The organism is Marinobacter segnicrescens, from assembly GCF_900111555.1.
GTDB lineage: Bacteria > Pseudomonadota > Gammaproteobacteria > Pseudomonadales > Oleiphilaceae > Marinobacter > Marinobacter segnicrescens.
The window spans coordinates 68,445-91,607 of the sequence record NZ_FOHZ01000013.1 but is presented as its reverse complement, the minus strand read 5'-3'; the positions used below and the strand labels follow the sequence as shown (position 1 = coordinate 91,607).

Here is a 23,163-nt window from a genome sequence, read left to right as displayed (position 1 = left end):
CACCACAGCCGGACCCGGTATGCGACTTCCACAACCCCTTCACAAACTGCTCGCGTTGCAAACCCTCTGGCGCGCCCTGTTCTGCATGGCATTGATTGCCATCACATGGCTGGGTTTCACCAGCGAGCCCTACCCCATCCCCTCCGCTGCCAGCGACAAGGCAAACCACTTGCTGGCGTTTATGGTGCTGGCAATACTGGCCCGGCTGGGGTGGCCGTCGATCGGCTTGATGGTGCCCCTTGTGGTACTCGCCAGCTATGGCATTGCCCTGGAACTGGGACAGGCGATCACTCCCTGGCGGGATTTTGCGGTACTGGACGTAATGGCGGATGTGGCTGGCATACTCATTGGCTATGCGTTGCTTGCCCTGATTGTAAGACTGACCGGCTCCCGACTGGAAACCTGAGCACTTGTCCAATCAAGCGGCGGATTGGTTGACGCAGTTTGCGCCATAACCAGGAATATCCGTAGAGCTCCGATAAACAGCCTTGAGAGATTAACCCGATTCCGTGTGCGATATTTCCTACATTGACGTAGGAAACTGCCGGAACTTCTGGTGGGCAAAAAAGCCAAAACCCCGATCAATAATCGTATGTCATTGTTTAAAAAGTGTTAAATATTCCTGATACCGTTTTGTGAAAGAACCATCATGGTTTGGTCATACGCTGTAAATTTTTGTAGGGGTATAGTGGGAACCGTCAAGGATGACAAGGAAGAGGAAGACTTATTGGATGTCCCTCGCAAGGAGTTTGAGGGGAAGCACGGATTCAACGGATAGCAGGCTTAAGGGAAAACCTAACACGGATCGCCGGCCCGGATGCTGGCGCCAAGGAGATGGCCAGGGAAAGATTTGCAACCGGATTGTTGCGAAAGAGCATGGAAGCCACGACCTGTTCCGACGAGGGCAACCCAGATGGGTTGCCCTTTTCTTTTTCAGCCATCACTCCCGGATCGGTACAATCGCACCTGGTTGAACTCTTCAAACTCATTCAGATCCGGCCAGGTAGTCGCGGCCACCATATCCAATACCTCATAGCCTGGCTCCACCAGGTCCTTAACCCTGGAGTCCGCCAACAGCACCTCACCTGCCGCTTCGCGAAACATCTGCAGGAACGGACGATTGTCCCGGTCATAAAGCACATCCGCCGCCGTAATCAGGTCCAGCCCCGCAGGGCGCCGGTGCCAGTCATCACAAAGCGTTACCCTTACCCCGTTGAGGGCGGCATTGGCCTCGGTGGCGGCCAGGGCATCCGGGTCCAGGTCACAGGCGATGGCCTCGTCAGCGCCTGCCTTGGCAGCGGCCACCGCAACGATGCCTGAGCCAGAGCCGAAGTCCAGTACCCGGCGCCCACGAACCTGCTCCGGATGGTCCAGAATCCACTGGGCCAGCACCTGGCCACTAGCCCAGCAGAATGACCAATAAGCCGGCTCCGCTACCACCGCCTGGGCCTCGTCGTGGCTCAGCGGGCCTTGCAGCACCTGCGGGTCAAACAGGTATAAAGCCAGTGATGGGCAGCCCGCCGGGCGCGATACCGCCAGCCGGCCCCGGGGCAGGGTCCGGCGGATGGCCCCGACCAGACCGGCAGGAATGGTGTAATCATCGATATCCATGACAGTTCCTCTGTGGCTCAGAAGCGGCATTTTACACGGCCAACGCCGGTTTTCAGCCCGGGAGGCGCTCACGACAGGACCGCACCCGATCCGTTATACTTGCGCTTTTATGACCACTACGGACGACGTCTTCCAGGCATGAGCACCCGACCAGATACCGACCAGTACCGCGAACTTTTCCTCAACGACATTCCCCTGATGGATGTGCGCGCACCGGTGGAATTCGCCCGGGGTAGTTTCCCCAATACTGTGAACGCCCCCCTGATGAACGACGAGGAGCGCCACCGGATTGGTATCTGCTACAAGGAAAAAGGCCAGGATGAAGCCATCCGGCTCGGCCACCAACTGGTTGCCGGCGATATCAAGGCAGAGCGGATCGCCGCCTGGAAGCGGTTTGCGCTTGAACATCCGGAGGGCTATCTGTTCTGTTTCCGGGGTGGCCTGCGCTCACGCCTGACCCAGCAGTGGATGCGGGAAGCCGGTATTGAATACCCGCTGGTAAAGGGCGGCTACAAGGCCCTGCGCCGTTTCCTTATCGATACCCTGGACGATATCGTCCGCTCGGGTACTTTCCATATCATCAGTGGCCGTACCGGTACCGGCAAGACACGGGTGCTGCACGAGATGCCCAACCCGATAGACCTGGAAGGCCTGGCCAATCACCGGGGCTCCAGCTTCGGCCGCCAGGTGACACCCCAACCGTCACAGATAGACTTCGAAAACGCCCTGGCGGTCGCCATGCTCAAGGCCTCCGAAAAAGGCGGCCCCATCTACCTGGAGGATGAAAGCCGCCTGGTTGGCCGCTGCGCCCTGCCCCTGGACCTGCGTGAGCGCATGTCCTCAGCACCCCTGCTGATTCTGGAACGCCCCCTTAACGAGCGTATCGACATTATCCGCGAGGACTACGTGGAAGATATGGTCAAGGCGTTCCGCGAGCGAGACGGGGAAGCAGCTGGCTGGGAAAACTTCCGGGATTACCTGCTCAGCGCCCTGGACCGAATCCACAAGCGCCTGGGCGGCGACCGGCATCAGCACCTGCGCCAGGTGATGGAACAAGCCCTTACCGAACAGGCAGCGACAGGAGACCCCACCGGTCACAATGATTGGATAAAGTCGCTTCTTACAGACTATTATGATCCTATGTATGACTACCAGCTCAGCCAGAAGTCAGGTCGCATTGTGACAGCTGGCGGCCCACGGGACCTGGTGGACTGGGCTGCACTGGCGGAAACCGCTTAGGGAATGTAGTCGGGGGAGCTGATCCGCCTCAACGGATTCACCGCCGGATTCCGTCCTACACGTTCGAACACACAGAAAAACCGGGAGACAATAATGGAAGACCTGTTTGGCGAAAACGGCAAGGCCGGTGAATGGCTGGATATGGCCGTCGAAATGATCATGCTGTACGCCCCCAAGGTGATACTGGCGATCATCACATTGGTGGTAGGCCTGTGGCTGATCAACCGGCTGGTCAATGTGCTCGACGCACGCCTCAAGGCCAAGGATCCCAGCCTCAACAAGTTCCTCTGCGGCCTGGTCGGTATCGTACTCAAAATCCTGCTGCTGATTTCCGTGGCTTCCATGGTGGGCATCGCGACCACCTCGTTCATCGCCATTATTGGTGCCGCCGGCCTGGCCATCGGTCTTGCCCTGCAGGGCAGCCTGGCCAACTTCGCTGGCGGGGTGCTGATCCTGATCTTCAAGCCATTCAAGGTGGGTGACACCATTGAAGCTCAAGGCTTCCTGGGTGCAGTGGATGAAATCAACATTCTCTATACCATCATCAACACCTTCGATAATCGCCGTATCATCGTGCCCAACGGAGCCCTGGCCAACGCCTCACTGGTGAACGTCAGCTACTACGATACCCGTCGTTGCGATATGACCTTCGGCATTGGCTACGGGGATGATATCGACAAGGCGAAGGAGATCATCAAGCGCTGTCTCGAGTCCGACGACCGGGTGCTGAAAGACCCCGCACCCACCATTGCCGTTGGCTCCCTGGGCGACAACTCTGTGAACATCATCGCCCGCCCATGGACCAAGACCGACGACCTGTGGCCGGTGTACTGGGCCATGCATGAGAAGATCAAGAAAACCTTTGACCAGGAAGGCATATCCATACCCTTCCCTCAACGGGATGTCCACGTCTACCAGCACAGCGCCAAAAACGCCGACTGACCTGGTCTTCGGCCGCCCCTCCCCGGGGCGGCTGGTTTGCCCCTTGCAGGCGTACTCCATCACACTCCGTAGATTCCGAAGCTCGCAATCCGCGCACACTCCGCTAAGCTAGCCAATAACGAAGCTGGCCGGTGCATACTCTGTATCCGGCCAAAACCGTCGCTCTGGCAGGAGGTTCACGATGCCGGGAAAACAACTGAAAGCCTTCCTTGATCAATCCGGGGCAGATTACATCGCCCTCAGACACCCCCCCGCCTATACCGCCCAGCAACTTGCCCACCATGGCCGCATCGCCGGTGACCGGGTGGCCAAGACCGTGATCATCGAGCTTGATGGCAAGATGGCCATGCTGGTCATGCCCGCCACCTGGCGCATTCACTGGGAACGACTCAGTGACGTCCTGGAAACCGACTTTGTCGAACTGGCGGACGAAATGGAATTCAAGGACCGTTTTCCCGACTGCGAAGTGGGGGCCATGCCCCCCTTCGGTAACCTGTTCGATATGCCGGTGTACTGCAGCGAAGCCCTGACCCGTCAGCCGGATATTGCATTTGCCGCTGGCTCCCACGAAGAGTCCATCCACATGAAAACGGCGGACTTCCTGGCCCTGGTAAACCCGGTAGTGATAGAGAAAGGCTTTATCCGGCCGGGCGCCCGCAAGCCAGCGTGGATGCAAAGGCGCCAGAAAGCAGAGCCCATGCCTTCAGAGGACCAGATAGAGCGATGGGAGCTGGCCGGCTACTGAACCGCTGACACCAGCGCCGGACCTTTCCGGGCAGCCATCGCTTGCCAGTGCCGGCAAGGTCCGTAAACTGGGGGTCTGACCAGGGACTTCTATATGACTCAGACCTTCGACTTCATCGTGGTCGGCGCCGGCATGGTTGGCGCCGCCATTGCCAATGGCCTGGCGGCCCAAGGCCACCAGATCGCCCTTGTTGACCATGGCGCAGCCCCGCAGTTCTCGGCAGAGGATGACCCGGATATCCGGGTTTCCGCCCTGAGTGCAGGCAGTGAACGTTACCTGCGAGAGCTGGGAGCCTGGGACGACATCCTCGCCATGGCTGCCACCCCCTATCGCCGACTGGCCGTTTGGGAGGCCGCCGAGCACCCGGTCGCACGACTGATGCCCGTCAGCCCCCCCAGAACCACCTTCTCTGCCCGGGACCTCAAGACGTCCCACCTGGGCCATATCGTGGAAAACCGGGTGACCCAGAAGGCGCTCTGGGACCGGGCCAGCCGCCAGCCGACGGTTACGTTCTACAGCGGCGCCGGCATTCAGTCACTGGCCGACACCGGGGAGCAGATCACCGCAACCCTGGATAATGGGCAGACCGTCACCGGGCGCCTGTTGATCGGTGCGGACGGGGCCGGCTCCCGGGTACGCCAGTTGGCCGGAATCGGCGTCAGCCGCGACCAGTACGCGCAACAGGCACTGGTGGCCAGCGTGCGCTACCGGGGCACACCTGCGGATATCACCTGGCAGGCCTTCCAGAGTAGCGGCCCCCGTGCATTCCTGCCCCTGCACAGCGCAGGCCCGGCCCACCCGGGAGAAAGCTGGGCATCCCTGGTCTGGTACGACGACCCCGCAGCTCTGAGTGAGCTCAAGGCCCTCAACGAACAGGACTTCATTGCCCGGGTCCGGGCGGGATTCCCGGAAGAACTTCCTGATCTGACCGCAGTAGCCGCCCGTGCCAGCTTTCCGATAGCCCGCCAGCATGCCCATACCTATTTCCACGACCGTGTGGTGCTGGTAGGTGACGCAGCCCATACCATCAACCCGCTGGCCGGCCAGGGAGTAAACCTTGGCTTCCAGGATGCCCGCTGCCTCCAGGCGCTGCTGGACGAGGCCCGCCGACAGGGCCAGGACCCCGGCAACCCACAGTTACTGGCTCAGTATGAAGCCGAGCGGCGGCCTGCCAACCGGCGCATGATGCTGACCATGGATGCCTTCTACCACCTGTTCAGCAATCGCCGGACTCCGCTGTGGGCCGTGCGCAACCTCGGGCTGGGACTGGCCCAGGGCCTGCCCTTTGCCCGCAACCGGGTGGCTCGATACGCCATGGGCATCGACGAAGGACTGCCCTTGCCAGCGCGGGCACTACTGGAACGCCTGCCTTCCCCCTGGCGAGCCGCCGGGTAACGGGCTCTCCGGAGTTATCAGCATTACCCCGACAAGCATTCACAACGACCAGAACATCAGCAAACAAAAAGGACCCAGACATGGCAGAAACCATCTTCAGCAAGATCATCAACCGGGAAATTCCGGCCGACATTGTCTACGAGGACGACATCAGTCTCGCGTTCCGGGATATCAACCCGCAGGCGCCGGTACACCTGTTGATCATTCCCAAGAAGGACATTGCCACCATCAATGATATTGGCAAGGACGACCGGGAACTGGTAGGCCACCTCTACTGGGTGGCAGGGGAACTGGCCCGGGAAATGGGCTTTGCGGATCACGGCTACCGTACGGTGATGAACTGCGGTGAAAACTCCGGACAGACGGTGTTCCACATCCACCTGCACCTGCTGGCAGGCAAGCCCCTTGGCTGGCCCCCCTATACCGACAAGATGAAACAGGCCTGACCCCAGGCGCGGGGCGCTCATTCGCCCCGCTCCCACCCAGCACAAGCAGGCACCCGTCCACCAGATTACAGCACGCCCTTGGTCCACAACCTCCCGATCTGCAATCATTGGACCCTGTGCTGCCGGGAACAACGCTGTGAAAAACGACTGTCATTACCACCCCCTGGAACCCGCCAAGTGGGTGTGCGGTGAATGCCTGATCCACTATTGCTCCGGCTGCATGCCCGATGCCGACCCCCGTCGTCAGCATGGGCTTTGCCCTCACTGCGGTCGCACTCTGCGATACCTTGGGGCTGCTACCGAGGCGGTACCTTTCTGGCAAAGACTCTCGGCTTTCTTCCGTTACCCGTTTCACCGGGATCCGCTGATGGTAGTCGCGTTCTGCACACTCGTGCCCATCTTCCTGGGCCAGGGTATCCTGGGCTGGGTCACCTACGTATTGCTGGCCCTGGTGCTGTTCAAGTACACCTACGCGGTGATTCGCCATACCGCCGAAGGCCATATGAAGCCGCCACCGGTGTCCGCCGCCTGGTCCGGTGAAGGCCTCGCCATCGGCCTGCAACAGATGGTGGTGTTTGTCGCCATGGCCATGCTGGTGGGCTTCGCCACGGCCATGCTGGGACCGATTCCCGGCCTGGTGATTGGCGCCCTGGTGATTCTGGCCCTGCCTGCCTCGATCATGGTACTGGCGATGGAAAATTCGGTGTTTGCCGCGCTGAACCCGCTGAACCTCACTACCCTGATCACCGCCATTGGCTGGCCCTATTTCCTGCTGTACGGCTTTCTGATCCTTATGACCATGGCGTCCGGTGCGGCCCAGGACTTTGCCGTCAGCCACCTGGACCCGTTGCTTGCCCAGCCATTGACAGGCTTTCTCAACAGCACCTACATGCTGATCCTGTTCCACATGCTTGGATACCTGCTATTCCAGTACCAGCAGGAACTGGGCTTCGCCAGTGACTACCAGGAAGGCGAGGCTTCGGCAGACCCGCAGCGGGACCGCAGTCGCCGTATCGATGCGGATATCGACATGAACCTCAAGGAAGGAAACTACGACCGGGTAACCGGCATCCTGGAAGAATCCCTGAAAAGGGATCCGGCCAACCCGAACCGGCTCGCGCAGGTTTACCGGCTCGCCCTCGCCCGCAATGACCGGGCAACCCTGAGCCGTCATCACGGCAAGCTGCTGCGATGGATGGTGACCCTGCGCCGTCACCGGGAGATGAAAACACTGCTGACCCTTCTGCGCCAGCAGGATCCGCAGTTCCAGCCCGGGGACCCTGAACTGGCGGTCGCCTGTGCTGACCTGCTGTTCATGCAACACGAGCCAAAAGCGGCCCTGCAACTGCTGAGGGACTTCCACAAACGCTTTCCGGACAGCGACCAGATTGCGCCGGCCTATATCCTGGTGGCACGCATACTGGCCAATGGTTTCGGGCAGTGGAACAAGGCGGAGACTTTCCTCCAGTTTGCGGCGCGGCACACCTCTGACCCCGAACTCAAAGGGGACATTGCCAGCTATCTGGACCAGGCTCGGCACCAGGACCCTCTGAAGGAGCCCAGGGCGACATTCAAACCGGCGACTGACTAACCCGGTAACCAGCTACAAAAAAAGACGACAGGACCGGAACGGGCCTGTCGTCTTTTTTATTCCTTCAGGTGTCTGCGCCATGGCAACCGCCACAGCCACTTGGAGGAGCCCCAGGGATCAGAAGCCCTTCAGGCTCGCCACCCGGTCGGCATGGTAGCGGAAGTCACCCAGTAACAGCTGTGCCGGACGGGCACGCTTCATGAACAGACCGATATCGAACTCGTCGGTCATACCCATACCACCATGCAGCTGGACGCCCTCGTTGGTGACCAGTTCAGCCACCTGGCTGGCCTTGGCCTTGGCGGCGCTGGCCAGCATGGAGGCCTGGTCATCGTTGGCATCCAGGGCCATAAAGGCCTTGAGCACCATGGACTTCAGCTGTTCCAGCTCGCTCCACATATGGGCAGCGCGATGCTGCAACGCCTGGAAGGAGGAGATGTACACGCCAAACTGCTTGCGCTCCTTCATGTAGGCCACGGTACGATCGAACGCCTCGCTGGACAGCCCCAGCAGCTCCGCCGCCAGGTGGGCGTTGCCGATGTCCAGCAGCCTCTGCAGCGGGCCGGCAGCCTGGTCCTTGTCACCCAGCACCGCATCGGCACCGACAGCGACGTTTTCCAGGGTCACTTTCGCGTAGTTGCGGCCGTCCGGGAAAATGGTGCGCTCAACACTCACACCTTCCGCCTTCGGGTCAACGAGGAACAGGGTGATACCGGACTCATCACGTTCACCGCCGCTGGTGCGGGCAGAAACGATCAGGGTATTGGCGATATGGCCATCTACCACAAAGGTCTTGCTGCCATTCAGTACAAAGCTGTCGCCCTGGGCCTCCGCCTTCGTGGCTACCCGCAGGGGCTGGTGACGGCCGGCTTCGTCGATGGCCAGGGCCACCAGGTGGCTGCCGTCGGCGATGCCTTTCAGGATGTCTTTCTGGCTGTCGTTGCCGGCCAGCATCAGGGCGCAGGCGCCCAGCACACCGGAGGCAAACAACGGCGAAGCTGCCAGGGTACGACCACCCTCTTCCATCACCTGTCCCATGCCCACGTGGCCAAACTCGGAACCGCCGTGGCTTTCCGGGATCAGGGTGCCCGCCAGGCCCAGTTCAACGGCCTGGTTCCAGAATTCCGGTACGTAGCCCATCGGGTCTTTCTCGTCCCGCAATTTGCGCAACTGGGACACCGGGGCCTGCTCGCTGAACAGGCCTCGGGCGGCGTCCTTCAGCATCTGTTGTTCTTCAGTCAGTACAAGCTTTTGCATGATTGTCTCCGCCCTTAGCCCAGTCCGAGAATGTTTTTGGCGATGATGTTGAGCTGAACCTCGGTGGTGCCCCCTTCAATGGAGTTACCCTTGGTGCGCAGCCACTGCTGCGGCAGCGCCCCGGCCGGCCGCTCGTCACCTTCCCACAGCAGACCTTCGCTGCCATAGGCGGCCACCAGCAGCTCGTAGCGGCGCTTGTTCAGCTCGGTGCCGGCGTACTTGAGCATCGCAGACACGTTGCCCACACCCTGACCTGACTTGGCCTCGTCCCGGGCCCGCTCAGCGGTCAGCTCGTAGCCGATGGAGTCGATTACCCAGGAGGCAACTTCAGTACGCAGCATGGAGTCGGCAAGCTTGCCATCTTCCAGGCCAATTGCGTCCACCGCCAGGTCTGACAGCGTCTTCTGGCCCGCAGCGGTGCTGCCCATGTTACCGATCATGCTGCGCTCGTGGGTCAGCAGGTACTTGGCGATGGTCCAGCCCTTGTCCACTTCACCTACGACCTGGTCCTTCTCAACACGGACGTTGTCCAGGAAGGTTTCACAGAACGGCGACTCACCCGAGATCAGCTTGATGGGACGAGTGGATACCCCCGGGGTTTCCATATCGAACAGGACAAGGCTGATGCCTTCCTGCTTTTTCACGTCCGGGTTGGTGCGAACCAGGGCGAACATCCAGTCGGCCTTGTCGGCGTAGGAGGTCCAGATTTTCTGACCGTTGACGATGAAATGGTCGCCTTTGTCCTCGGCCTTGGTCTGCAGGCCCGCCAGGTCGGAACCGGCACCCGGCTCGGAATAGCCCTGACACCAGCGGATCTCACCACGCACGATGGGCGGCAGGTGTTGCTGCTTGAGGGCCTCGGAACCGAATTTCAGAATGGCCGGGCCAATCATCCAGATACCGAAGCTGTTCAGGGGCGGCCGGGCCTGGATACGGGCCATCTCTTCCAGCAGGACCTTGTGCTCGTCGCGGCTCAGGCCGCCACCGCCGTACTCGGTGGGCCAGTCAGGCGCGGTCCAGCCCTTCTCTGCCATGCGTTCCAGCCACAGGCGCTGGTCTTCACTCTGGAACTGGAATTTGCGGCCACCCCAGCAAGCGTCCTTGTCGCTCTTGAAGGGGGATCGCATGCTCTGCGGGCAGTTTTCTTCAAGCCATGCCCGGGTTTCCTGACGGAAGGTTTCCAGATCAGTCATGCTTGTTCTCCTTGGGGCAGCACGCGGGCGGCCTCGAAACGGGCCAGGAGTATTTTCGGGCGTAGCTGCCGATGTCACGTTGGAATTCTGTTCCGCTCAGCAAAAACCGGGAGCGGATAACCGACCGAATAATGCCTTATCCAGAGCCGGCCTGTCATGCCCCTGTACGCAAAGATTTTGGCGGATTTTCTATAAATACATATAAAACAAAAGATTAGAAATTATATTTTCAATACACAACTGTACGGCCCGTGAAATCCAGGCGGGGAGTCGCAAGGGTACGCAGGAACTCAGAGAGACCGGACCAGCAGACGGTATTCGTCGGCCTTGGGCGCCATCCGGCGCTTGGTGAACTCGTCGGCCAGCAGCTGTCCCGCCTCCCTCACCTGGTCCAGCGGACCCCGTTCACGGAGTTTGGCAAAGGCTTTTTCTGCGACCTTGAGGTCATCCCCACGCAGGGCGGCAAACAGCACCCGGTTATGGTCCTCCGGGTCAAGGGGCTGAAGGCTCTCTCCAAGGTCCAGGTATTCCTGCCAGGTTTTCACCAGGTGCTCCAGCTGCTGCAGGCGCAGGTAGGTATGTAGCAAATCCACGGTGCGCTCCCGGAAATCTGGCAGGTCCGGTCGCAGCTTGGCCAACTGGTAAAGATGCTCCAGCGCCACAGGCCGGTCCGGGTTCGCCTGCCACAGGGCTTCGAAGCGCTTGCGGGCAGTGACGAAATCCATCCGGGCAACCGCATCCAGGGCGCGGGCGTAGTCCGCAGAGAAAGCCTCATCCCGGTCCTCCTGCTCAGGCTCGTAGAAGTCCTCACGGGCCTGGAACCAGCCTCTGCCCAGCAAAAGCACCAGGGCGGCACCAGCCACCAGTCCACCGGCATGGGCCAGGTACGCAACACCGGTAGCGCCAGCCATGACGTAGTCGTAGATTTCCTTGGCCAGCCAGACGGGAAGGATCACCAGGGCCGGTGCCCGGAAGTAGTTGAAATACACCCCGATGAAATAGAAAAAGCGGATTCGCTGCAGGCCGTAGAAAGCCACGTACATGCCCATCAGCCCGGAAATGGAGCCGGACGCTCCCACCAGCGCCACGGGCTCGTTCCAGTGGAACAGCCCGTGCACGCCCCCTGCAACGGCTCCGCACAGCAGATAGGCCAGCAGATACCGGCCCGGCCCAAGGGCTTTCTCCACGGTGTAACCCAACAGGAACAGGAAGACCAGGTTACCGATCAGGTGCCCCCAGCCGCCGTGAAGGAACTGGTAGGTGATAAACCGGTAGAGGGAAGGCTCTGCGGGAATCAGGCCTGCCTCGTTGGCGCTCAGCCGGTCGATGAAGCGCGCCTGGATAGGAGGCCGGTGCTCAGCCCAGTAACGACGTTCAACGCTGTTCATGACCAGCTCCCGGTCATCCACCAGGTAATCCATGAACGCCCGGTCACTCAGAATCGCGGCCGCCAGCCCGGCCCGCTGGCCCTCGCCTTGAAGGAACCTGAGGTATTCCAGCCGGTCTCCAGCCTCCGCCTCTCCCCGCAACTGCTGACGCTCCAGGTAATCCAGGTAAAGGGGGAGCTCCAGCTCATCCAGGTTTGCATCCAGGTAAGTTCCGATGGCCTGCCCCATAAGACGGGGATCCTTGGCCTGGTAGAACAGGAACACCAACAGACAGGCGAGCATCAGTCCCAGGGTCATCCACGGCGGATGCTTCCAGTCCAGTTTCCGTTCAGCGGGCAGGATAATCATCGACGGCCACTTTTCATCACAATTTGTCGTTGGTCAGACCGGTTTCTACCATAGCGGCGCCAGTATTTCCCGGTGTAATAGCAAGACATGGCAACAAACCGGACGAAACTTCAGCGTCCAAACCAGAAGGAGGAGACCCATGTCATACCGATGTCACAACAATGTCATTCAATCAGGTGAAACGAACCGGGTGAATGGCCACAAGGTATTGCCAAGCCCCCGGATACCAACGATAGTATGCGGGAATAAGAACAATAGCCTGACCCAATGAGATAAGGACTACGACATGACCGTACTCGTACTGGATAGCCCGGAGCTGATTGCACGCGCCGCAGCTCTCGAAGCAGCCCAGGCCAGAACACAGGTCCCGGCGGAGCAGGCCAGGGTCGTACATGGGGAGGCAGACATCCGGACTGCGGACTTGCCGTACTACCCCCGGCAGGAGGAGAGCCAGCCCGAGCGAGGGGCCGAAGCCCTCGCGTGCGTTATCTGAGACACACCAGCGCCCGGTCCTCCAGGGTTTACGGGCGCTTTACGTTTAACCTGGCAGTACTTCCCTCAGGGTTGAACCTGAATCACATTCCACACCAGCAGGATGGCCATCACCGCCATGCTGAGCCAGGTTAGCAGGATACCGACCAGGCGGGCCTTGTGTGGACCACCATGGCCATTGAACATGCCAAAGGCATGCAGGATGCGCCCGCCAACAAACGCCATACCCACCCAGTAAATCCAATGGGCACTGACGCCATTGAGTTCGCCCACCCCCATCAGTATGAGCGCGAGGGGCGCATACTCCACCAGGTTGGCCTGGGCCCGGTCAGCCACCTGGAATTCAACATCGTCGTTGATGCCAAGTCCCTGCCGGTATTTGAGCCGGTATTTTGAAACCTGGAAAGAAAGGAACAACAGCAGCAAGGCTGTCACTGCGGCATAGACAGCCGTTACAGGCATCAGCATGGATCAGGCCTTCTTGATTGCGCTGACCACCGCCAGCAGGAGTACCGCACCGACGGTAGCAGTGACCAGTTCGCCAATGCGCCCCGACGGCGATAACTGAAGCATACGGAACAGGAAGCCACCAATAAATGAGCCCACGATACCGATGCCGATGTTCGCCAGCACACCGAACCCCCGGCCCTTCATGATCAGGCCCGCCAGCCAGCCGGCCACACCACCGATTACCAGAAACAGAATCAGGTTCATCCGTGCCACTCTCCGGTTCAGGGTCCCCCGGATATGCCCGTTGAGGGCAATCAGACTCCGTCGGGATTCCATTGCACACCAAACAACAGCCAGCCCGTCTCAGGGTCTGGCTGTCCGCTTATCAGTGCATCGAGATTGCCCTGATTTTCAATCGCATGCAAGCCTCAGGCGCCGGTGGGCTGCACCTGTCCGGGCCACGGCAGGTCCCGGGTCGCTTCCACCACGAACCGCAGTGGTCCGTTGGCATCAAGGGAATCGAAGGGGTAGCAGGTAACCAGCACCAGGGAGTTCTGGTCATAGCGGTTCAATTCAATCTGCTCCTGGCGACTGTCAACAACCCGTACCGTGGCCACCCGATACCTGCGCCAGGCACCGTCAGCGAATTGCAGGCGAACCTCCTCACCGGGGCGAATACCCTTCAGGGGCCGAAAGTGGGTGTCCCGATGGCCGGCAATCACGACCGGAGTCGAGGGCCGCTCGCCGGGTTCCGGGCCGGTGACCTGGCCGGGACCGAAGGCCAGGCTTTCGCCATGCCCGCCTGACAGGACCACCAGGGCAGACGACTCCCCTGGCAGTTGCAGCTGTGCTACCGGCCAGGTATCTGCCCAGGGCCAGGGCGGGCTTTGCTGCTGGGCCGCCTGGGTGCGGGCCCACGCCAGGCTGAGCAACTCCTGGGCCATTACCGCCTTAAGCGGAATCCACAGCCCCGCCAACAGCAGGCCGGCGGAAAGCGTAACCAACATCAACAACATACGCCCCATGGTCAGGCCCTCCGAAAGCGCTGGCCAAGGGTCAGCAAGCCGGCCAACAACAGCCCGGCGAGGCCGGAGACCATCAGCAGCGGCGCAGGGGTGGCCGTCTGTGGGTAACCGATGCCTTGCCCGGCACTGCCGACCGGCATCAGCGAGGGCACAGCGGTGCGCCCCAGCGCTTCATTCACGGGCCTGGCGGGATTACGGTCAATGGCAACAAAGCTGGTGAAAGGCGTCACCAGCTGGTGAGCCAGGCCCAGGGCCAGCACCTGCTCCCGGGTCGCGCCCTCGGCCTCACCGGACAATCGCTCATCCAGCAACCGGTCCACCTGACCCCGCGCCCAGAGGCGGTGGATACCCGCGCCAGGCGCCGCCTGGTCCAATGCAAGGCTCCTTTGCCAGGCCTGGTCGCCAGGCAGCGCCCCCCTGACAACCAGGTTGCCCCCCGGTTCTGCGCCACGAGCCACCAGCATCATGGGCTCGCCCAGATACAGATCGCCCAGCCTCGCTGGAACCTGCGTACCGGCATCAAAGCCATTCGGCCAGGTCGCCCGGATACCGGTCAGCGCCGGCGCCTGCATCTTGTCAAACAGCCGGGTGAGCTGACGGCTGACTTCAGACAGATCCCCGATCGCCGTATAGGTCCCCCGCCCGAACCGGGCCGCCTGACGCATAAAGTGCATATTCGGCGCCGAACCGATGGCAACCGTGAACAGGCGACTGTCGCGCAGCTGTTGACGGATCTGCCGGAACAGCGCCTGCTCGTTACCGACCGCGCCATCGGTGACAAAAACCACCTGCCGCAGATCAGCCTGTCGGGAAGCCTCCCCTTGCAGCAGCGCAGCTTCAATGGCGGGGGCCATCTCGGTTCCACCATCGGCGTCCAGATTCCGGACGTAACGGCGGGCACGGGCCAGGTAGTCACCGGTCGCTGCCACGGCCTCCGGAAAAAGCCGGCGGGTATGGCTGTTGAACTCAACGATGTTGAACGAATCCTCCGGCGACAGGGTATCCAGCGCCGCCAGGAGGGCTTGCCGCGCCTGCCGGATCGAGTCCCCGGCCATGGAGCCGGAGGTGTCAATCACCAGGATCAGCTCTCGCGTCATTGCCTGCCGGCCCTGCTCGCCGGGCACCAGCATGGCCAGCACATAGTCTTCACCCTGCCAGCGCTCATGGAACACTGCCGCCGCTGGCTCACGCCCCCGCTGGGGCTGCCATCGCAAACGGAAGTCCCGATCCATGGCTATGGCACCTGTGACGGGACGAACGCTTACGGTGCCACCGTCGCGCACTTCGGCAATATCATGGCTGGGGCTCTCGACCCGCTCGACCGGCACCCCCGTTCGCAACTCGATGGCGACAGTTGCCTGGTGACTGCCGGCAGCGACGCCGCCGGCATAAACCTGGGCCGGAGTAATCCGGTGCGCGTCTGCCACCTCACTGGTGGGCATGGCCCAGCCGCCAGTCCATTCAGCTTGCGTCGACGCCTGCGGCAGACCCGGGATATAGCGGGGTGTGAGGGTGGTAGGTAGTCGCAGCCGGAACCCTCCACTGTCGTAGGCAACCAGCTGTTGAAAACGCAACTCGACGGTAACGGACTCGCCGGGGGGAATATTGGCCAGTCGAGTGGTGAACAGGTTGGGACGTTGCTGATCCACCCGAGCGGCCTGTCGCCCCTCTTGCCTGGCAGCCTCATACTCACGCCGTGCTTGTTCCCGTTCGCGGATTTCGCCCACCACGACCCGCTCCCCGGTGGTCATGGTCATTGCGTGGACCGAGGCATTTTCCGGCAGTGGAAAGGTATAGATTCCCTCCTGCCACTGGTCAGACTCATTACCGAACCGTTGCTGCAGGCGGATTTCTGCCACCAGGCCAGTGACCGTCACCTGGTAGTCAGTCGTCAACACCGGCGCGGGCTGGCGACCGGTTTCATTCAGGAAGTGAAACTGACCACTGCCCTGGGCCACCTGCTGTTCCGAGGCTTCCACAAACAGCGGCTGCACGAACAGCAGCATCAGCATGGCCAGCCAGAGACTGGCACCTTCCATACGTCGTAATTGTCTGCGGGTCAGGCGGCGTGGTCGATCAGGTCGGCGGTAGCCAGGTAAGGGTTGCACAGGCAGCATGGTACGGTTCCTTCTGTGTGGTTGTTGCGATGCCTCCATTAAAACGTCGGGGAACGACGAATCCGTGCTGTAATCTGGCGGGGAACCGTGCAGAAAATGATGAATTGTGGCAGACACCACCGGCGCGCTTGTCCGCCTTCGGCGGGACCGTTACATTTGGACCACGCTTTCAGAGAAGTGACCGAAAACCATGAAGAAACAGATCGTGCTGGTGGAGGACGAACCGGCCATACGGGAGAACTATCGGGATGCCTTCGAACGGCGGGGCTACCAGGTGGCGATATACGGCGACCGCGGCCATGCCTGGCAGGCCCTGAAAACCCGCCTGCCTGACCTGGCCGTTATCGACGTCGGGCTGGGCGATGAGCCAGAGGGCGGGTTCGATCTTTGCCAGGACCTGCGCCGGCTGTCCGCGACGGTGCCGATCATCTTCCTGACCGCCCGTGACAGCGATATCGACTCGGTGCACGGCCTGCGCCTGGGGGCCGACGACTACGTGACCAAGGACATGAGCCTGGATCACCTGCTGGCACGCATCACCGCCCTGCTGCGGCGGGCAGACGCCTGGGCCGAGGCACTGCAGCAACCCGATGAAGTCTTGCAGCGAGGCCACCTGAGCATCAACGTAGACCGCATGACCGTCGCCTGGAATGGCCAGCCGGTAGACCTCACCGTAACCGAGTTCTGGATGCTCCACGCACTGGCCCGCCACCCCGGCCATGTGCGCAACCGGGACCAGCTGATGCAGGCGGCCAGCACCGTCCTGGACGACAACACCGTGACGTCCCATATCAAGCGCATTCGCCGCAAGTTCCAGCAGGTTGACCCGGCATTCGACGGCATCCAGACCGCCTACGGCATGGGCTACCGCTGGCATGCCCGTGAGGTGTAGCGCTTGACCCTGAAACGGCAACTCTTCCTGGCCAGCCTGCTGATGCTGATTATCCCCTGGGCGGGCCTGCAGTTCGTGCTGGAACTGGACCAGGCCCTGCGGGACCAGGCACAGGACCAGCTCCAGGGACAGGCTCTGCGAATGGCGGATGTGGCTGCCGCAGAGCTGGGCGACCAGCCACCGCTTATGGCGCAGGAGGATGCCGTTTTAATGCACCGGGCGGACAGTCCGATTCACCCGGATGGCTACGGTCATGAATGGCCGGGATTCCAGGACGGCAATCAGTCCTGGCAAAGCCTGGACGGACAACCGGTGATTCGGTGGCAGGCGGCCTCCCATGGCCGCTATTCCTACCTGCTGGTAAATGTTCGCCGCCCCGACCCTGCCTACCTTGACCCCGCAGCCCCGGAAAAACCCCATGAATTCCTGCGACTACGGTGGCGTACCGATACGCTGGTGACCGAGCGGATCATTCATACCCCCACACCGGGCAAGGTGGTGGGTCGCTACCCCTTCAACCTCTCCCGCAGGGATCACCAGGTATCCGGAGAGTGGCATTCCGTCAACGGTGGCTACCAGGTTGAGCTACGACTGCCCCGGCTCACACCAGGCGACCAGCTTGGGTTCGAGGTGGCCTGGCCAGACCCGGCACAACCAGGCATGTACCTGACCGCCGGCACCCGGCTGGACCCCATTCCCCTGATCACCGGGCGAGATCCATCACTGGAGGCCCGGCTGGCCACCTTGTTGTCCCCGGGGCAGCAGGTGTTCGTCACCGAACCCGCTGGCTGGCTGATCGCCCGGGGCGAGGCACCCGTGCAGGCAGCGGGCCGTCATTTCGAACAACTGTCGCCCCTGGAGATTATTGAGCAGATCACCCTCACCGGCCTGCGGGCACTGGTAAGGCTCTACCAGCCCGAACCTCGCCCCATCTCTGATAATCAGGTCCATATGCTGGAACCGGGTACCGTCGGGCTGGTGCAGCGCGACGACACGGTTTCCCTGATGGCAGCGACCTCCGTCGGTAATGGCCGGCACCTCGTGCTGACCCAGTCCCTTGACCAGATCCTGGCCCTGTCCGGCAATACCCTGGGATCGGTCATTGCCCGCAGTGTGCTGCTGATCATCGGCCTGATGCTGGTGCTGCTGGGCTATGCCAGCTGGCTCTCCTGGCGCATTGCCCGACTGCAAAGGGCCGTCAACGCCAGTGTAGACCCCGACGGCCGCATACTGGGACGCATTCCTCCCAGCCGGGCCGCCGACGAGTTGGGTGAGCTGAACCGGCAATTCAGCCATATGGTCGACCGGCTGCAGGGCTACACGGATTACCTGGAGAGCTTCTCCCGCCGCCTCTCCCACGAGCTGAAAACCCCGGTGGCGGTCATCCGCTCGTCCCTGGACAACCTGGAACACGCCCGCACCGATGATGAACGTGCTGGCTACCGGGACCGGGCCCGCCAGGCCACCGACCGCCTCAGCCAGATCCTGCAGGGCATGAGCGAAGCGGCGCGGCTCGAACAGAGCTTTGACCAGGCCGACCGTGAGCCGTTCGACCTGGCCGAGGTCATCTCTGAAGCCACTGCGGCCTACCAGGGCCTGGACCCGGATCACCATATTCGCTATGAAGGTCCCGAGACGGGCTGCCGGATGACTGGTTCACCAGAGCTGATGGTGCAGTTACTGGACAAGCTGGTGGACAACGCCAGGGACTTCACCCCGGCCGGGGGGCTGATTCTGGTCACCCTCACCCGATCAGGCGATCACCTGCGGTTATCGGTCTTCAACGAAGGATCAAGCCTGCCCCGGGATCTCTCCGGGGAGATTTTCAATCCGTTTGTATCCGTGCGGAAAGGCAGTGGCGAGGGCCATCTGGGACAGGGGCTGCTCATCGTCCGCCTGATTGCTGAACACCATGATGGACAGGTTCAGGCCGGCAACCAGGTGCACAACAGCGTGCCCGGAGTACGCTTTGACGTGGACCTGCCGGCGCCTTGAATGGACCCCGGCGGGCAGGCTCAGTCAAAGTCGCCGCTGAACTGGCGGTAGAACTGCTGGGCCGTCCGCCCGCTGCGACCGCCCCGACTGGTAGCGAAGCGAATCGCATGCATGTGTAGGGTCTCCCGGTCCGCCACGCTGGGGAACAGGGCATCCACCGCCTGCAGGTAGATATCTTTCGGGAAGGGATAGAACGACAGTTGCAACCCGAAACGGTCCGCCAGCGATACCTGCTCCTCGATGGCCTCTGCCGGATGCAGTTCGCCGCCTCTTACCTCACTCTGCAGGTTATCGGCCATGAATTCCGGCATCAGGTGGCGCCGGTTGGAGGTGGCATAGACCCGCACATTCTCCGGCGGCAGTTCCAGGGAGCCTTCCAGCACACTCTTCAGGGCCTTGTAGCCGGACTCACCCGCCTCGAAGGACAGGTCATCGCAGTAGATGACAAAGCGCCAGGGCTGCTCGCTGATATCATCGACAATTTCCGTCAGGTTCACCAGGTCATCCTTGTCCACCTCAATCATTCGCAGGCCCTGTTCGCCGTAGCGGTTCAGGGCAGCCTTGATCAGGGATGACTTGCCGGTACCGCGGGAGCCCCAGAGCAATGCGTTGTTGGAGGGCAGGCCTGCCAGGAAGCGCTCGGTGTTGCGGGCCAGGGCCTGCTGCTGGCGCTCAATACCCTGTAGCTGGCCCCAGTCGATCGGGTCCAACCGGCGTATCGGGCGCAATCCCTGGCGATGCCGGCGCCAGACCGCTGCCAGGTCGCGGGACCAGTCAACCGTGTGTTCAGTCATGGTCAGGCTCCCCCTGCTGCCCGGGCCAGGTAGACCGTATTGGTCGCTTCGCGATTCTGGAACGGGTTGAAGAAGGACACAACCCTGGCCTCCGGCGCCACGAACACCGCTTCCAGCACCGCCAGGAAGTCCTCGTCCGGCGGCTCGTTGGACCACATGCCGAACATGCCGCCGGGCTTGAGCTGCCGGGCCATGCGACCAAGGGATTCGGCATTGTAGAAGGTGGCGTTGGACTCGTTCAGCAGCGCCCTCGGCGAATGGTCGATATCCAGCAGGATGGCATCGAACCGGCGCCCGGGCTGCTCAGGGTCGAAGCCCTTGTCCGGATCCGCCAGTTCGAAGAAGCTGCCGTGAATGTAGCGACAGCGCGGATCCTCGTTCAGCACCCGGCCCAGGGGGACCTTCTCCTGTTGGTGCCAGCGAATTACCGTGCCCAGTGCATCCACCACCAACAGCTCGCCTACCCGGTCGTTGCGCAGGGCCGCGTCGGCGGTATATCCCAGCCCGAGGCCGCCGACCACCACAGACAGGTCGTCGCCCTGCGTGACCTCCAGGGTCAGGTCCGCCAGCGCTACTTCCGCATCCACGAACATGCTGGACATGAGGAACTCCTCGCCCAGTTTGACCTCGTAGATGTCGCGGTCACCCAGCGCCGGAATCCGGCGGCGGCGCAGGGTAATCTCACCCAGGGGGGATGGCTGGCTGTCGATCTGTTCAAACAGAAGGCCCATGGTCCGACTCCAAGTCAAAAAACGGCATCTTACCACTTGCGGCAAACCACCACATGGTCGCGGGTGGCCGTCACTTGAATCCGCGGGAGCTGCCCCCCATCTCTCTTCAAACCCAGACGGAGATTCAACCATGAGCGACATCAAGCATGTGGTCTGCCCCCACTGCCAGAAAGCCAACCGGGTACCAGCCGATCGCCTGCAGGACCGACCCAACTGCGGCGCCTGCAAGCGGCCCCTGGTCAACGGTGATATTGCGGAACTGACCGACGGCGGCATGGCCGGTTTTGTGGGCAAGTCCGACCTGCCGGTGCTGGTGGACTTCTGGGCCAGCTGGTGCGGTCCCTGCAAGGCCATGGCGCCGAGCTTCGAAGCCGCAGCACAGCAATGGGCCGGCAAGGTGGCTTTCGCCAAGCTCAACACGGAACAGGCCCAGCAGGCCGCCGGCCAGTATGGCATCCGGAGCATTCCCACCCTGATCCTGTTCCGGGGTGGCCGGGAGGTGGCCCGTCAGAGTGGCGCCATGCAGGCCAGCCAGCTCAACGCCTGGCTGCAGCAACAGCTATAGCGGGACCGAGAAACTACCAGCTGCCGGAATTCTCCATACTGGCCCATGGTTCCTTTATCGGCAGGGATTCACCTTTCTGGAGGAGTTCGACGGAGATGCCGTCCGGGGAGCGAACAAAGGCCATGCGACCGTCCCGGGGCGGGCGGTTGATGGTAACGCCGTGGTCCTGCAGGTGCTGGCACAGGTGATAGATATCATCCACCTCATAGGCCAGGTGCCCGAAATTGCGACCGCCGGTGTACTCCTCAGGGTCCCAGTTCCAGGTCAGTTCGACCATGGGGGCCTGCTCGTCCCGGGCCCGGTGCTCGTCATCCGGGGCAGCCAGGAAGACCAGGGTGAAGCGCCCCTTTTCCACATCCTTGCGCCGAACCTGCCTGAGACCCAGCAGGTTGCAGTAAAAATGCAGCGACTCATCCAGGTCTCTGACCCGGACCATGGTGTGCAGATATCTCATGGCTGGCTCCGTTCATTGTTCAGGGCCACCAGTTTAGCCGGTCCGGAAGCCCTGACAGAAGCCTTTGCAACGTCATAGGGCATGGTTTTTCAAAAAGGGATCTTACAAGTTGGTAAATTGCCAACCCTTCGGTGTCGCCGCTTTCACCGGCCCCACATCATGGCCATAGGAGTCTGCGCAACGTAAGCACGGAGTCCTCCGCTGGCTCACAGACCACTACCGACAATCGATACGGAGATCCCATGACTATCCCGCGTCTACTGATGCTCTGCCTGCTGGCCCTGCCGGTCACCCAGGCACCCGCACATTCCACGCTCAGCGATATCACCAGCGGTGGCGAAGAAAAGGTCACCCTGCCGGTGGTGCCGGAGAGCAAGTTGCTGATCCACGCCACCCGGGGCATCGATGTCAGTTCCGGTGACGGTCCAGTACAGAGCCTGCCGCTGGCCGTATTCCTGACCCGCCAGACACCGCAAGAGGTGGTCGAGTGGTACCGGGAGGCCTTGCCGGAATACGAGGTACTGACGGACAAGAGCGGCCAACAGGTCCAGATCCTCCGGGAAACCGGTCCGGACACCACCGTGGACAGCCCGGATACCTATCGCATTCCCAATATCCGCATACGCCCCACAGACGCCCGCATGGCAACCCATATGAAGGGCGCCAAAACCATGCTGCAGGTGTACTACTTACCGGCCTACGGCAAAACGGAGAGCGACGGCGACTCCTGAACATCAGTGGATTTGATGGTGGGTGTCGAAATATTCCGATTTCAGGGTCTGGCGGGCTGAACTAGAGTAGTCGGCATATTGAAACCCCCAACCGGAACGGACTGAAAGGAGCTGCCCCATGGCAAAGGTACTGGTGCTTTACTATTCAATGTACGGACATATGGAAACCATGGCCAAGGCCGTGGCCGAAGGCGCACAGGGTGTTTCCGGCGCGGAAGTCACCGTCAAGCGAATTCCCGAGACCATGGACGCTGAAGCCTTCGCCAATGCTGGCGGCAAGGTTGACCAGCCGTACCAGGAGGCCTCTCCGGGTGAACTGGCGGACTACGACGCCATCCTGGTGGGAACGCCGACCCGCTTCGGCAATATGTCCGGCCAGGTACGCACTTTCTTTGACCAGACCGGCGGCCTCTGGGCCCAGGGCAAGCTGTTTGGCAAGCTGGCCAGTGTATTCACCTCCACCGGCACCGGTGGCGGCGAGGAACAGACCATAACCACCACCTGGGTGACCCTGGCCCACCATGGCATGACCCTGGTACCCATCGGCTACGGCACCCCGGAACTCTTCGATATTTCGAAGGTCAGTGGTGGTACGCCCTACGGTGCTTCCACCTACGCCGGGGGCGATGGCTCCCGTCAGCCGGACGATCGCGAGCTGGCCATTGCCCGCTTCCAGGGCAAACACGTGGCAGAGCTGGCGGTGAAACTGTTCAGCTGAACCCATGTCTGGCAGCCGGAGCACTCCGGCTGTTCCTGGCCGGA

Annotated in this window: 24 protein-coding genes; 13 read left to right on the top strand and 11 right to left on the bottom strand. The window is 61.6% G+C overall.

Annotated elements, in window-relative coordinates; translation table 11 throughout:
* The first annotated feature begins 19 nt into the window (after window positions 1–19).
* On the top strand, window positions 20–406 hold the full coding sequence (locus tag BM036_RS13230) for a VanZ family protein (RefSeq protein ID WP_091853100.1): 387 nt from the start codon (window positions 20–22) through the stop codon (window positions 404–406).
* Window positions 407–933: 527 nt separating this feature from the next.
* Here the strand turns inward: BM036_RS13230 and BM036_RS13225 are convergent.
* Window positions 934–1,611, bottom strand: coding sequence for a class I SAM-dependent methyltransferase (locus BM036_RS13225; protein ID WP_091853097.1), 678 nt, complete (start codon window positions 1,609–1,611; stop codon window positions 934–936).
* A 138-nt stretch (window positions 1,612–1,749) separates the two neighbouring features.
* Between BM036_RS13225 and mnmH the strand changes: the two genes are divergently transcribed.
* The 6 genes from mnmH (at window position 1,750) to BM036_RS13195 (ending at window position 7,969) form a co-directional block, all read left to right on the top strand.
* Window positions 1,750–2,850, top strand: coding sequence for a tRNA 2-selenouridine(34) synthase MnmH (gene mnmH, locus BM036_RS13220; protein WP_091853094.1), 1,101 nt, complete (start codon window positions 1,750–1,752; stop codon window positions 2,848–2,850).
* 93 nt (window positions 2,851–2,943) lie between these two features.
* On the top strand, window positions 2,944–3,792 hold the full coding sequence (locus BM036_RS13215; protein ID WP_091853092.1) for a mechanosensitive ion channel family protein: 849 nt from the start codon (window positions 2,944–2,946) through the stop codon (window positions 3,790–3,792).
* A 181-nt stretch (window positions 3,793–3,973) separates the two neighbouring features.
* A complete protein-coding gene (locus tag BM036_RS13210; protein WP_091853090.1) occupies window positions 3,974–4,537 on the top strand; it encodes an aminoacyl-tRNA deacylase in 564 nt (187 codons plus the stop codon).
* A 93-nt stretch (window positions 4,538–4,630) separates the two neighbouring features.
* On the top strand, window positions 4,631–5,932 hold the full coding sequence (locus tag BM036_RS13205; protein WP_091853087.1) for an FAD-dependent monooxygenase: 1,302 nt from the start codon (window positions 4,631–4,633) through the stop codon (window positions 5,930–5,932).
* Between the two features lie 80 nt (window positions 5,933–6,012).
* Window positions 6,013–6,378: a histidine triad nucleotide-binding protein gene (locus tag BM036_RS13200; protein ID WP_091853084.1), complete on the top strand. Its 366-nt coding sequence runs from the start codon at window positions 6,013–6,015 to the stop codon at window positions 6,376–6,378.
* Window positions 6,379–6,514: 136 nt separating this feature from the next.
* Window positions 6,515–7,969, top strand: a complete 1,455-nt coding sequence (locus tag BM036_RS13195) for a hypothetical protein (protein ID WP_091853080.1) — start codon at window positions 6,515–6,517, stop codon at window positions 7,967–7,969.
* 117 nt (window positions 7,970–8,086) lie between these two features.
* Here the strand turns inward: BM036_RS13195 and BM036_RS13190 are convergent, their stop codons facing one another.
* The 3 genes from BM036_RS13190 to BM036_RS13180 form a co-directional block, all read right to left on the bottom strand.
* Window positions 8,087–9,226 (bottom strand): acyl-CoA dehydrogenase family protein, encoded by a 1,140-nt coding sequence (locus tag BM036_RS13190; RefSeq protein WP_091853078.1) that lies wholly within the window; start codon window positions 9,224–9,226, stop codon window positions 8,087–8,089.
* A gap of 14 nt (window positions 9,227–9,240) precedes the next feature.
* Window positions 9,241–10,419, bottom strand: a complete 1,179-nt coding sequence (locus BM036_RS13185; RefSeq protein WP_091853075.1) for an acyl-CoA dehydrogenase family protein — start codon at window positions 10,417–10,419, stop codon at window positions 9,241–9,243.
* Between the two features lie 290 nt (window positions 10,420–10,709).
* The gene (locus BM036_RS13180; RefSeq protein ID WP_091853072.1) at window positions 10,710–12,155 is read right to left on the bottom strand and encodes a rhomboid family intramembrane serine protease; all 1,446 of its coding nucleotides are present in this window, start codon (window positions 12,153–12,155) and stop codon (window positions 10,710–10,712) included.
* A 286-nt stretch (window positions 12,156–12,441) separates the two neighbouring features.
* On the opposite strand from BM036_RS13180, the gene BM036_RS13175 reads away from it, so the two are divergent.
* On the top strand, window positions 12,442–12,648 hold the full coding sequence (locus BM036_RS13175) for a hypothetical protein (RefSeq protein ID WP_091853068.1): 207 nt from the start codon (window positions 12,442–12,444) through the stop codon (window positions 12,646–12,648).
* 65 nt (window positions 12,649–12,713) lie between these two features.
* Here BM036_RS13175 and BM036_RS13170 read toward each other — a convergent pair whose 3' ends face one another.
* From BM036_RS13170 to BM036_RS13155, 4 genes are all read right to left on the bottom strand, one after another.
* A complete protein-coding gene (locus BM036_RS13170) occupies window positions 12,714–13,115 on the bottom strand; it encodes an MAPEG family protein (protein WP_091853065.1) in 402 nt (133 codons plus the stop codon).
* Between the two features lie 3 nt (window positions 13,116–13,118).
* Complete coding sequence (locus tag BM036_RS13165; protein WP_091853063.1) at window positions 13,119–13,361, bottom strand: GlsB/YeaQ/YmgE family stress response membrane protein; 243 nt, start codon at window positions 13,359–13,361, stop codon at window positions 13,119–13,121.
* A gap of 164 nt (window positions 13,362–13,525) precedes the next feature.
* On the bottom strand, window positions 13,526–14,122 hold the full coding sequence (locus tag BM036_RS13160; protein WP_091853060.1) for a class GN sortase: 597 nt from the start codon (window positions 14,120–14,122) through the stop codon (window positions 13,526–13,528).
* A gap of 2 nt (window positions 14,123–14,124) precedes the next feature.
* A complete protein-coding gene (locus BM036_RS13155) occupies window positions 14,125–16,239 on the bottom strand; it encodes a marine proteobacterial sortase target protein (RefSeq protein ID WP_245742625.1) in 2,115 nt (704 codons plus the stop codon).
* Between the two features lie 190 nt (window positions 16,240–16,429).
* Here BM036_RS13155 and pdsR point away from each other — a divergent pair, with 190 nt between their 5' ends.
* Together pdsR and BM036_RS13145 are read left to right on the top strand one after the other, a co-directional pair.
* A complete protein-coding gene (gene pdsR / locus BM036_RS13150; RefSeq protein ID WP_091853057.1) occupies window positions 16,430–17,131 on the top strand; it encodes a proteobacterial dedicated sortase system response regulator in 702 nt (233 codons plus the stop codon).
* A 3-nt stretch (window positions 17,132–17,134) separates the two neighbouring features.
* The gene (locus BM036_RS13145; RefSeq protein ID WP_091853055.1) at window positions 17,135–19,126 is read left to right on the top strand and encodes an ATP-binding protein; all 1,992 of its coding nucleotides are present in this window, start codon (window positions 17,135–17,137) and stop codon (window positions 19,124–19,126) included.
* Between the two features lie 20 nt (window positions 19,127–19,146).
* Here BM036_RS13145 and BM036_RS13140 read toward each other — a convergent pair whose 3' ends face one another.
* Entirely contained in the window at window positions 19,147–19,920 is a 774-nt protein-coding gene (locus tag BM036_RS13140; RefSeq protein WP_091853052.1) for an ATP-binding protein, read from the bottom strand.
* 2 nt (window positions 19,921–19,922) lie between these two features.
* Window positions 19,923–20,651 (bottom strand): polyamine aminopropyltransferase, encoded by a 729-nt coding sequence (locus BM036_RS13135; RefSeq protein ID WP_091853050.1) that lies wholly within the window; start codon window positions 20,649–20,651, stop codon window positions 19,923–19,925.
* 130 nt (window positions 20,652–20,781) lie between these two features.
* On the opposite strand from BM036_RS13135, the gene trxC reads away from it, so the two are divergent.
* A complete protein-coding gene (gene trxC, locus BM036_RS13130; protein ID WP_091853047.1) occupies window positions 20,782–21,216 on the top strand; it encodes a thioredoxin TrxC in 435 nt (144 codons plus the stop codon).
* Between the two features lie 13 nt (window positions 21,217–21,229).
* On the opposite strand, the gene gloA is transcribed toward trxC, so the two are convergent.
* A complete protein-coding gene (gene gloA / locus BM036_RS13125; protein WP_091853043.1) occupies window positions 21,230–21,670 on the bottom strand; it encodes a lactoylglutathione lyase in 441 nt (146 codons plus the stop codon).
* 242 nt (window positions 21,671–21,912) lie between these two features.
* Here gloA and BM036_RS13120 point away from each other — a divergent pair, with 242 nt between their 5' ends.
* Window positions 21,913–22,401: a hypothetical protein gene (locus BM036_RS13120; protein WP_091853041.1), complete on the top strand. Its 489-nt coding sequence runs from the start codon at window positions 21,913–21,915 to the stop codon at window positions 22,399–22,401.
* A 118-nt stretch (window positions 22,402–22,519) separates the two neighbouring features.
* Window positions 22,520–23,119, top strand: coding sequence for an NAD(P)H:quinone oxidoreductase (wrbA, locus tag BM036_RS13115; protein WP_091853038.1), 600 nt, complete (start codon window positions 22,520–22,522; stop codon window positions 23,117–23,119).
* Window positions 23,120–23,163: the final 44 nt, after the last annotated feature.

Excerpts from the sequence above, each read along its gene's own strand:
- BM036_RS13230 (WP_091853100.1), top strand. The coding sequence starts at position 20 with ATGCGACTTCCACAACCCCTTCACAAACTGCTCGCGTTGCAAACCCTC.
- BM036_RS13225 (WP_091853097.1), bottom strand. The coding sequence starts at position 1,611 with ATGGATATCGATGATTACACCATTCCTGCCGGTCTGGTCGGGGCCATC.
- mnmH (WP_091853094.1), top strand. The coding sequence starts at position 1,750 with ATGAGCACCCGACCAGATACCGACCAGTACCGCGAACTTTTCCTCAAC.
- BM036_RS13215 (WP_091853092.1), top strand. The coding sequence starts at position 2,944 with ATGGAAGACCTGTTTGGCGAAAACGGCAAGGCCGGTGAATGGCTGGAT.
- BM036_RS13210 (WP_091853090.1), top strand. The coding sequence starts at position 3,974 with ATGCCGGGAAAACAACTGAAAGCCTTCCTTGATCAATCCGGGGCAGAT.
- BM036_RS13205 (WP_091853087.1), top strand. The coding sequence starts at position 4,631 with ATGACTCAGACCTTCGACTTCATCGTGGTCGGCGCCGGCATGGTTGGC.
- BM036_RS13200 (WP_091853084.1), top strand. The coding sequence starts at position 6,013 with ATGGCAGAAACCATCTTCAGCAAGATCATCAACCGGGAAATTCCGGCC.
- BM036_RS13190 (WP_091853078.1), bottom strand. The coding sequence starts at position 9,226 with ATGCAAAAGCTTGTACTGACTGAAGAACAACAGATGCTGAAGGACGCC.
- BM036_RS13185 (WP_091853075.1), bottom strand. The coding sequence starts at position 10,419 with ATGACTGATCTGGAAACCTTCCGTCAGGAAACCCGGGCATGGCTTGAA.
- BM036_RS13180 (WP_091853072.1), bottom strand. The coding sequence starts at position 12,155 with ATGATTATCCTGCCCGCTGAACGGAAACTGGACTGGAAGCATCCGCCG.
- BM036_RS13175 (WP_091853068.1), top strand. The coding sequence starts at position 12,442 with ATGACCGTACTCGTACTGGATAGCCCGGAGCTGATTGCACGCGCCGCA.
- BM036_RS13170 (WP_091853065.1), bottom strand. The coding sequence starts at position 13,115 with ATGCTGATGCCTGTAACGGCTGTCTATGCCGCAGTGACAGCCTTGCTG.
- BM036_RS13165 (WP_091853063.1), bottom strand. The coding sequence starts at position 13,361 with ATGAACCTGATTCTGTTTCTGGTAATCGGTGGTGTGGCCGGCTGGCTG.
- BM036_RS13160 (WP_091853060.1), bottom strand. The coding sequence starts at position 14,122 with ATGGGGCGTATGTTGTTGATGTTGGTTACGCTTTCCGCCGGCCTGCTG.
- BM036_RS13155 (WP_245742625.1), bottom strand. The coding sequence starts at position 16,239 with ATGCTGCCTGTGCAACCCTTACCTGGCTACCGCCGACCTGATCGACCA.
- pdsR (WP_091853057.1), top strand. The coding sequence starts at position 16,430 with ATGAAGAAACAGATCGTGCTGGTGGAGGACGAACCGGCCATACGGGAG.
- BM036_RS13140 (WP_091853052.1), bottom strand. The coding sequence starts at position 19,920 with ATGACTGAACACACGGTTGACTGGTCCCGCGACCTGGCAGCGGTCTGG.
- BM036_RS13135 (WP_091853050.1), bottom strand. The coding sequence starts at position 20,651 with ATGGGCCTTCTGTTTGAACAGATCGACAGCCAGCCATCCCCCCTGGGT.
- trxC (WP_091853047.1), top strand. The coding sequence starts at position 20,782 with ATGAGCGACATCAAGCATGTGGTCTGCCCCCACTGCCAGAAAGCCAAC.
- gloA (WP_091853043.1), bottom strand. The coding sequence starts at position 21,670 with ATGAGATATCTGCACACCATGGTCCGGGTCAGAGACCTGGATGAGTCG.
- BM036_RS13120 (WP_091853041.1), top strand. The coding sequence starts at position 21,913 with ATGACTATCCCGCGTCTACTGATGCTCTGCCTGCTGGCCCTGCCGGTC.
- wrbA (WP_091853038.1), top strand. The coding sequence starts at position 22,520 with ATGGCAAAGGTACTGGTGCTTTACTATTCAATGTACGGACATATGGAA.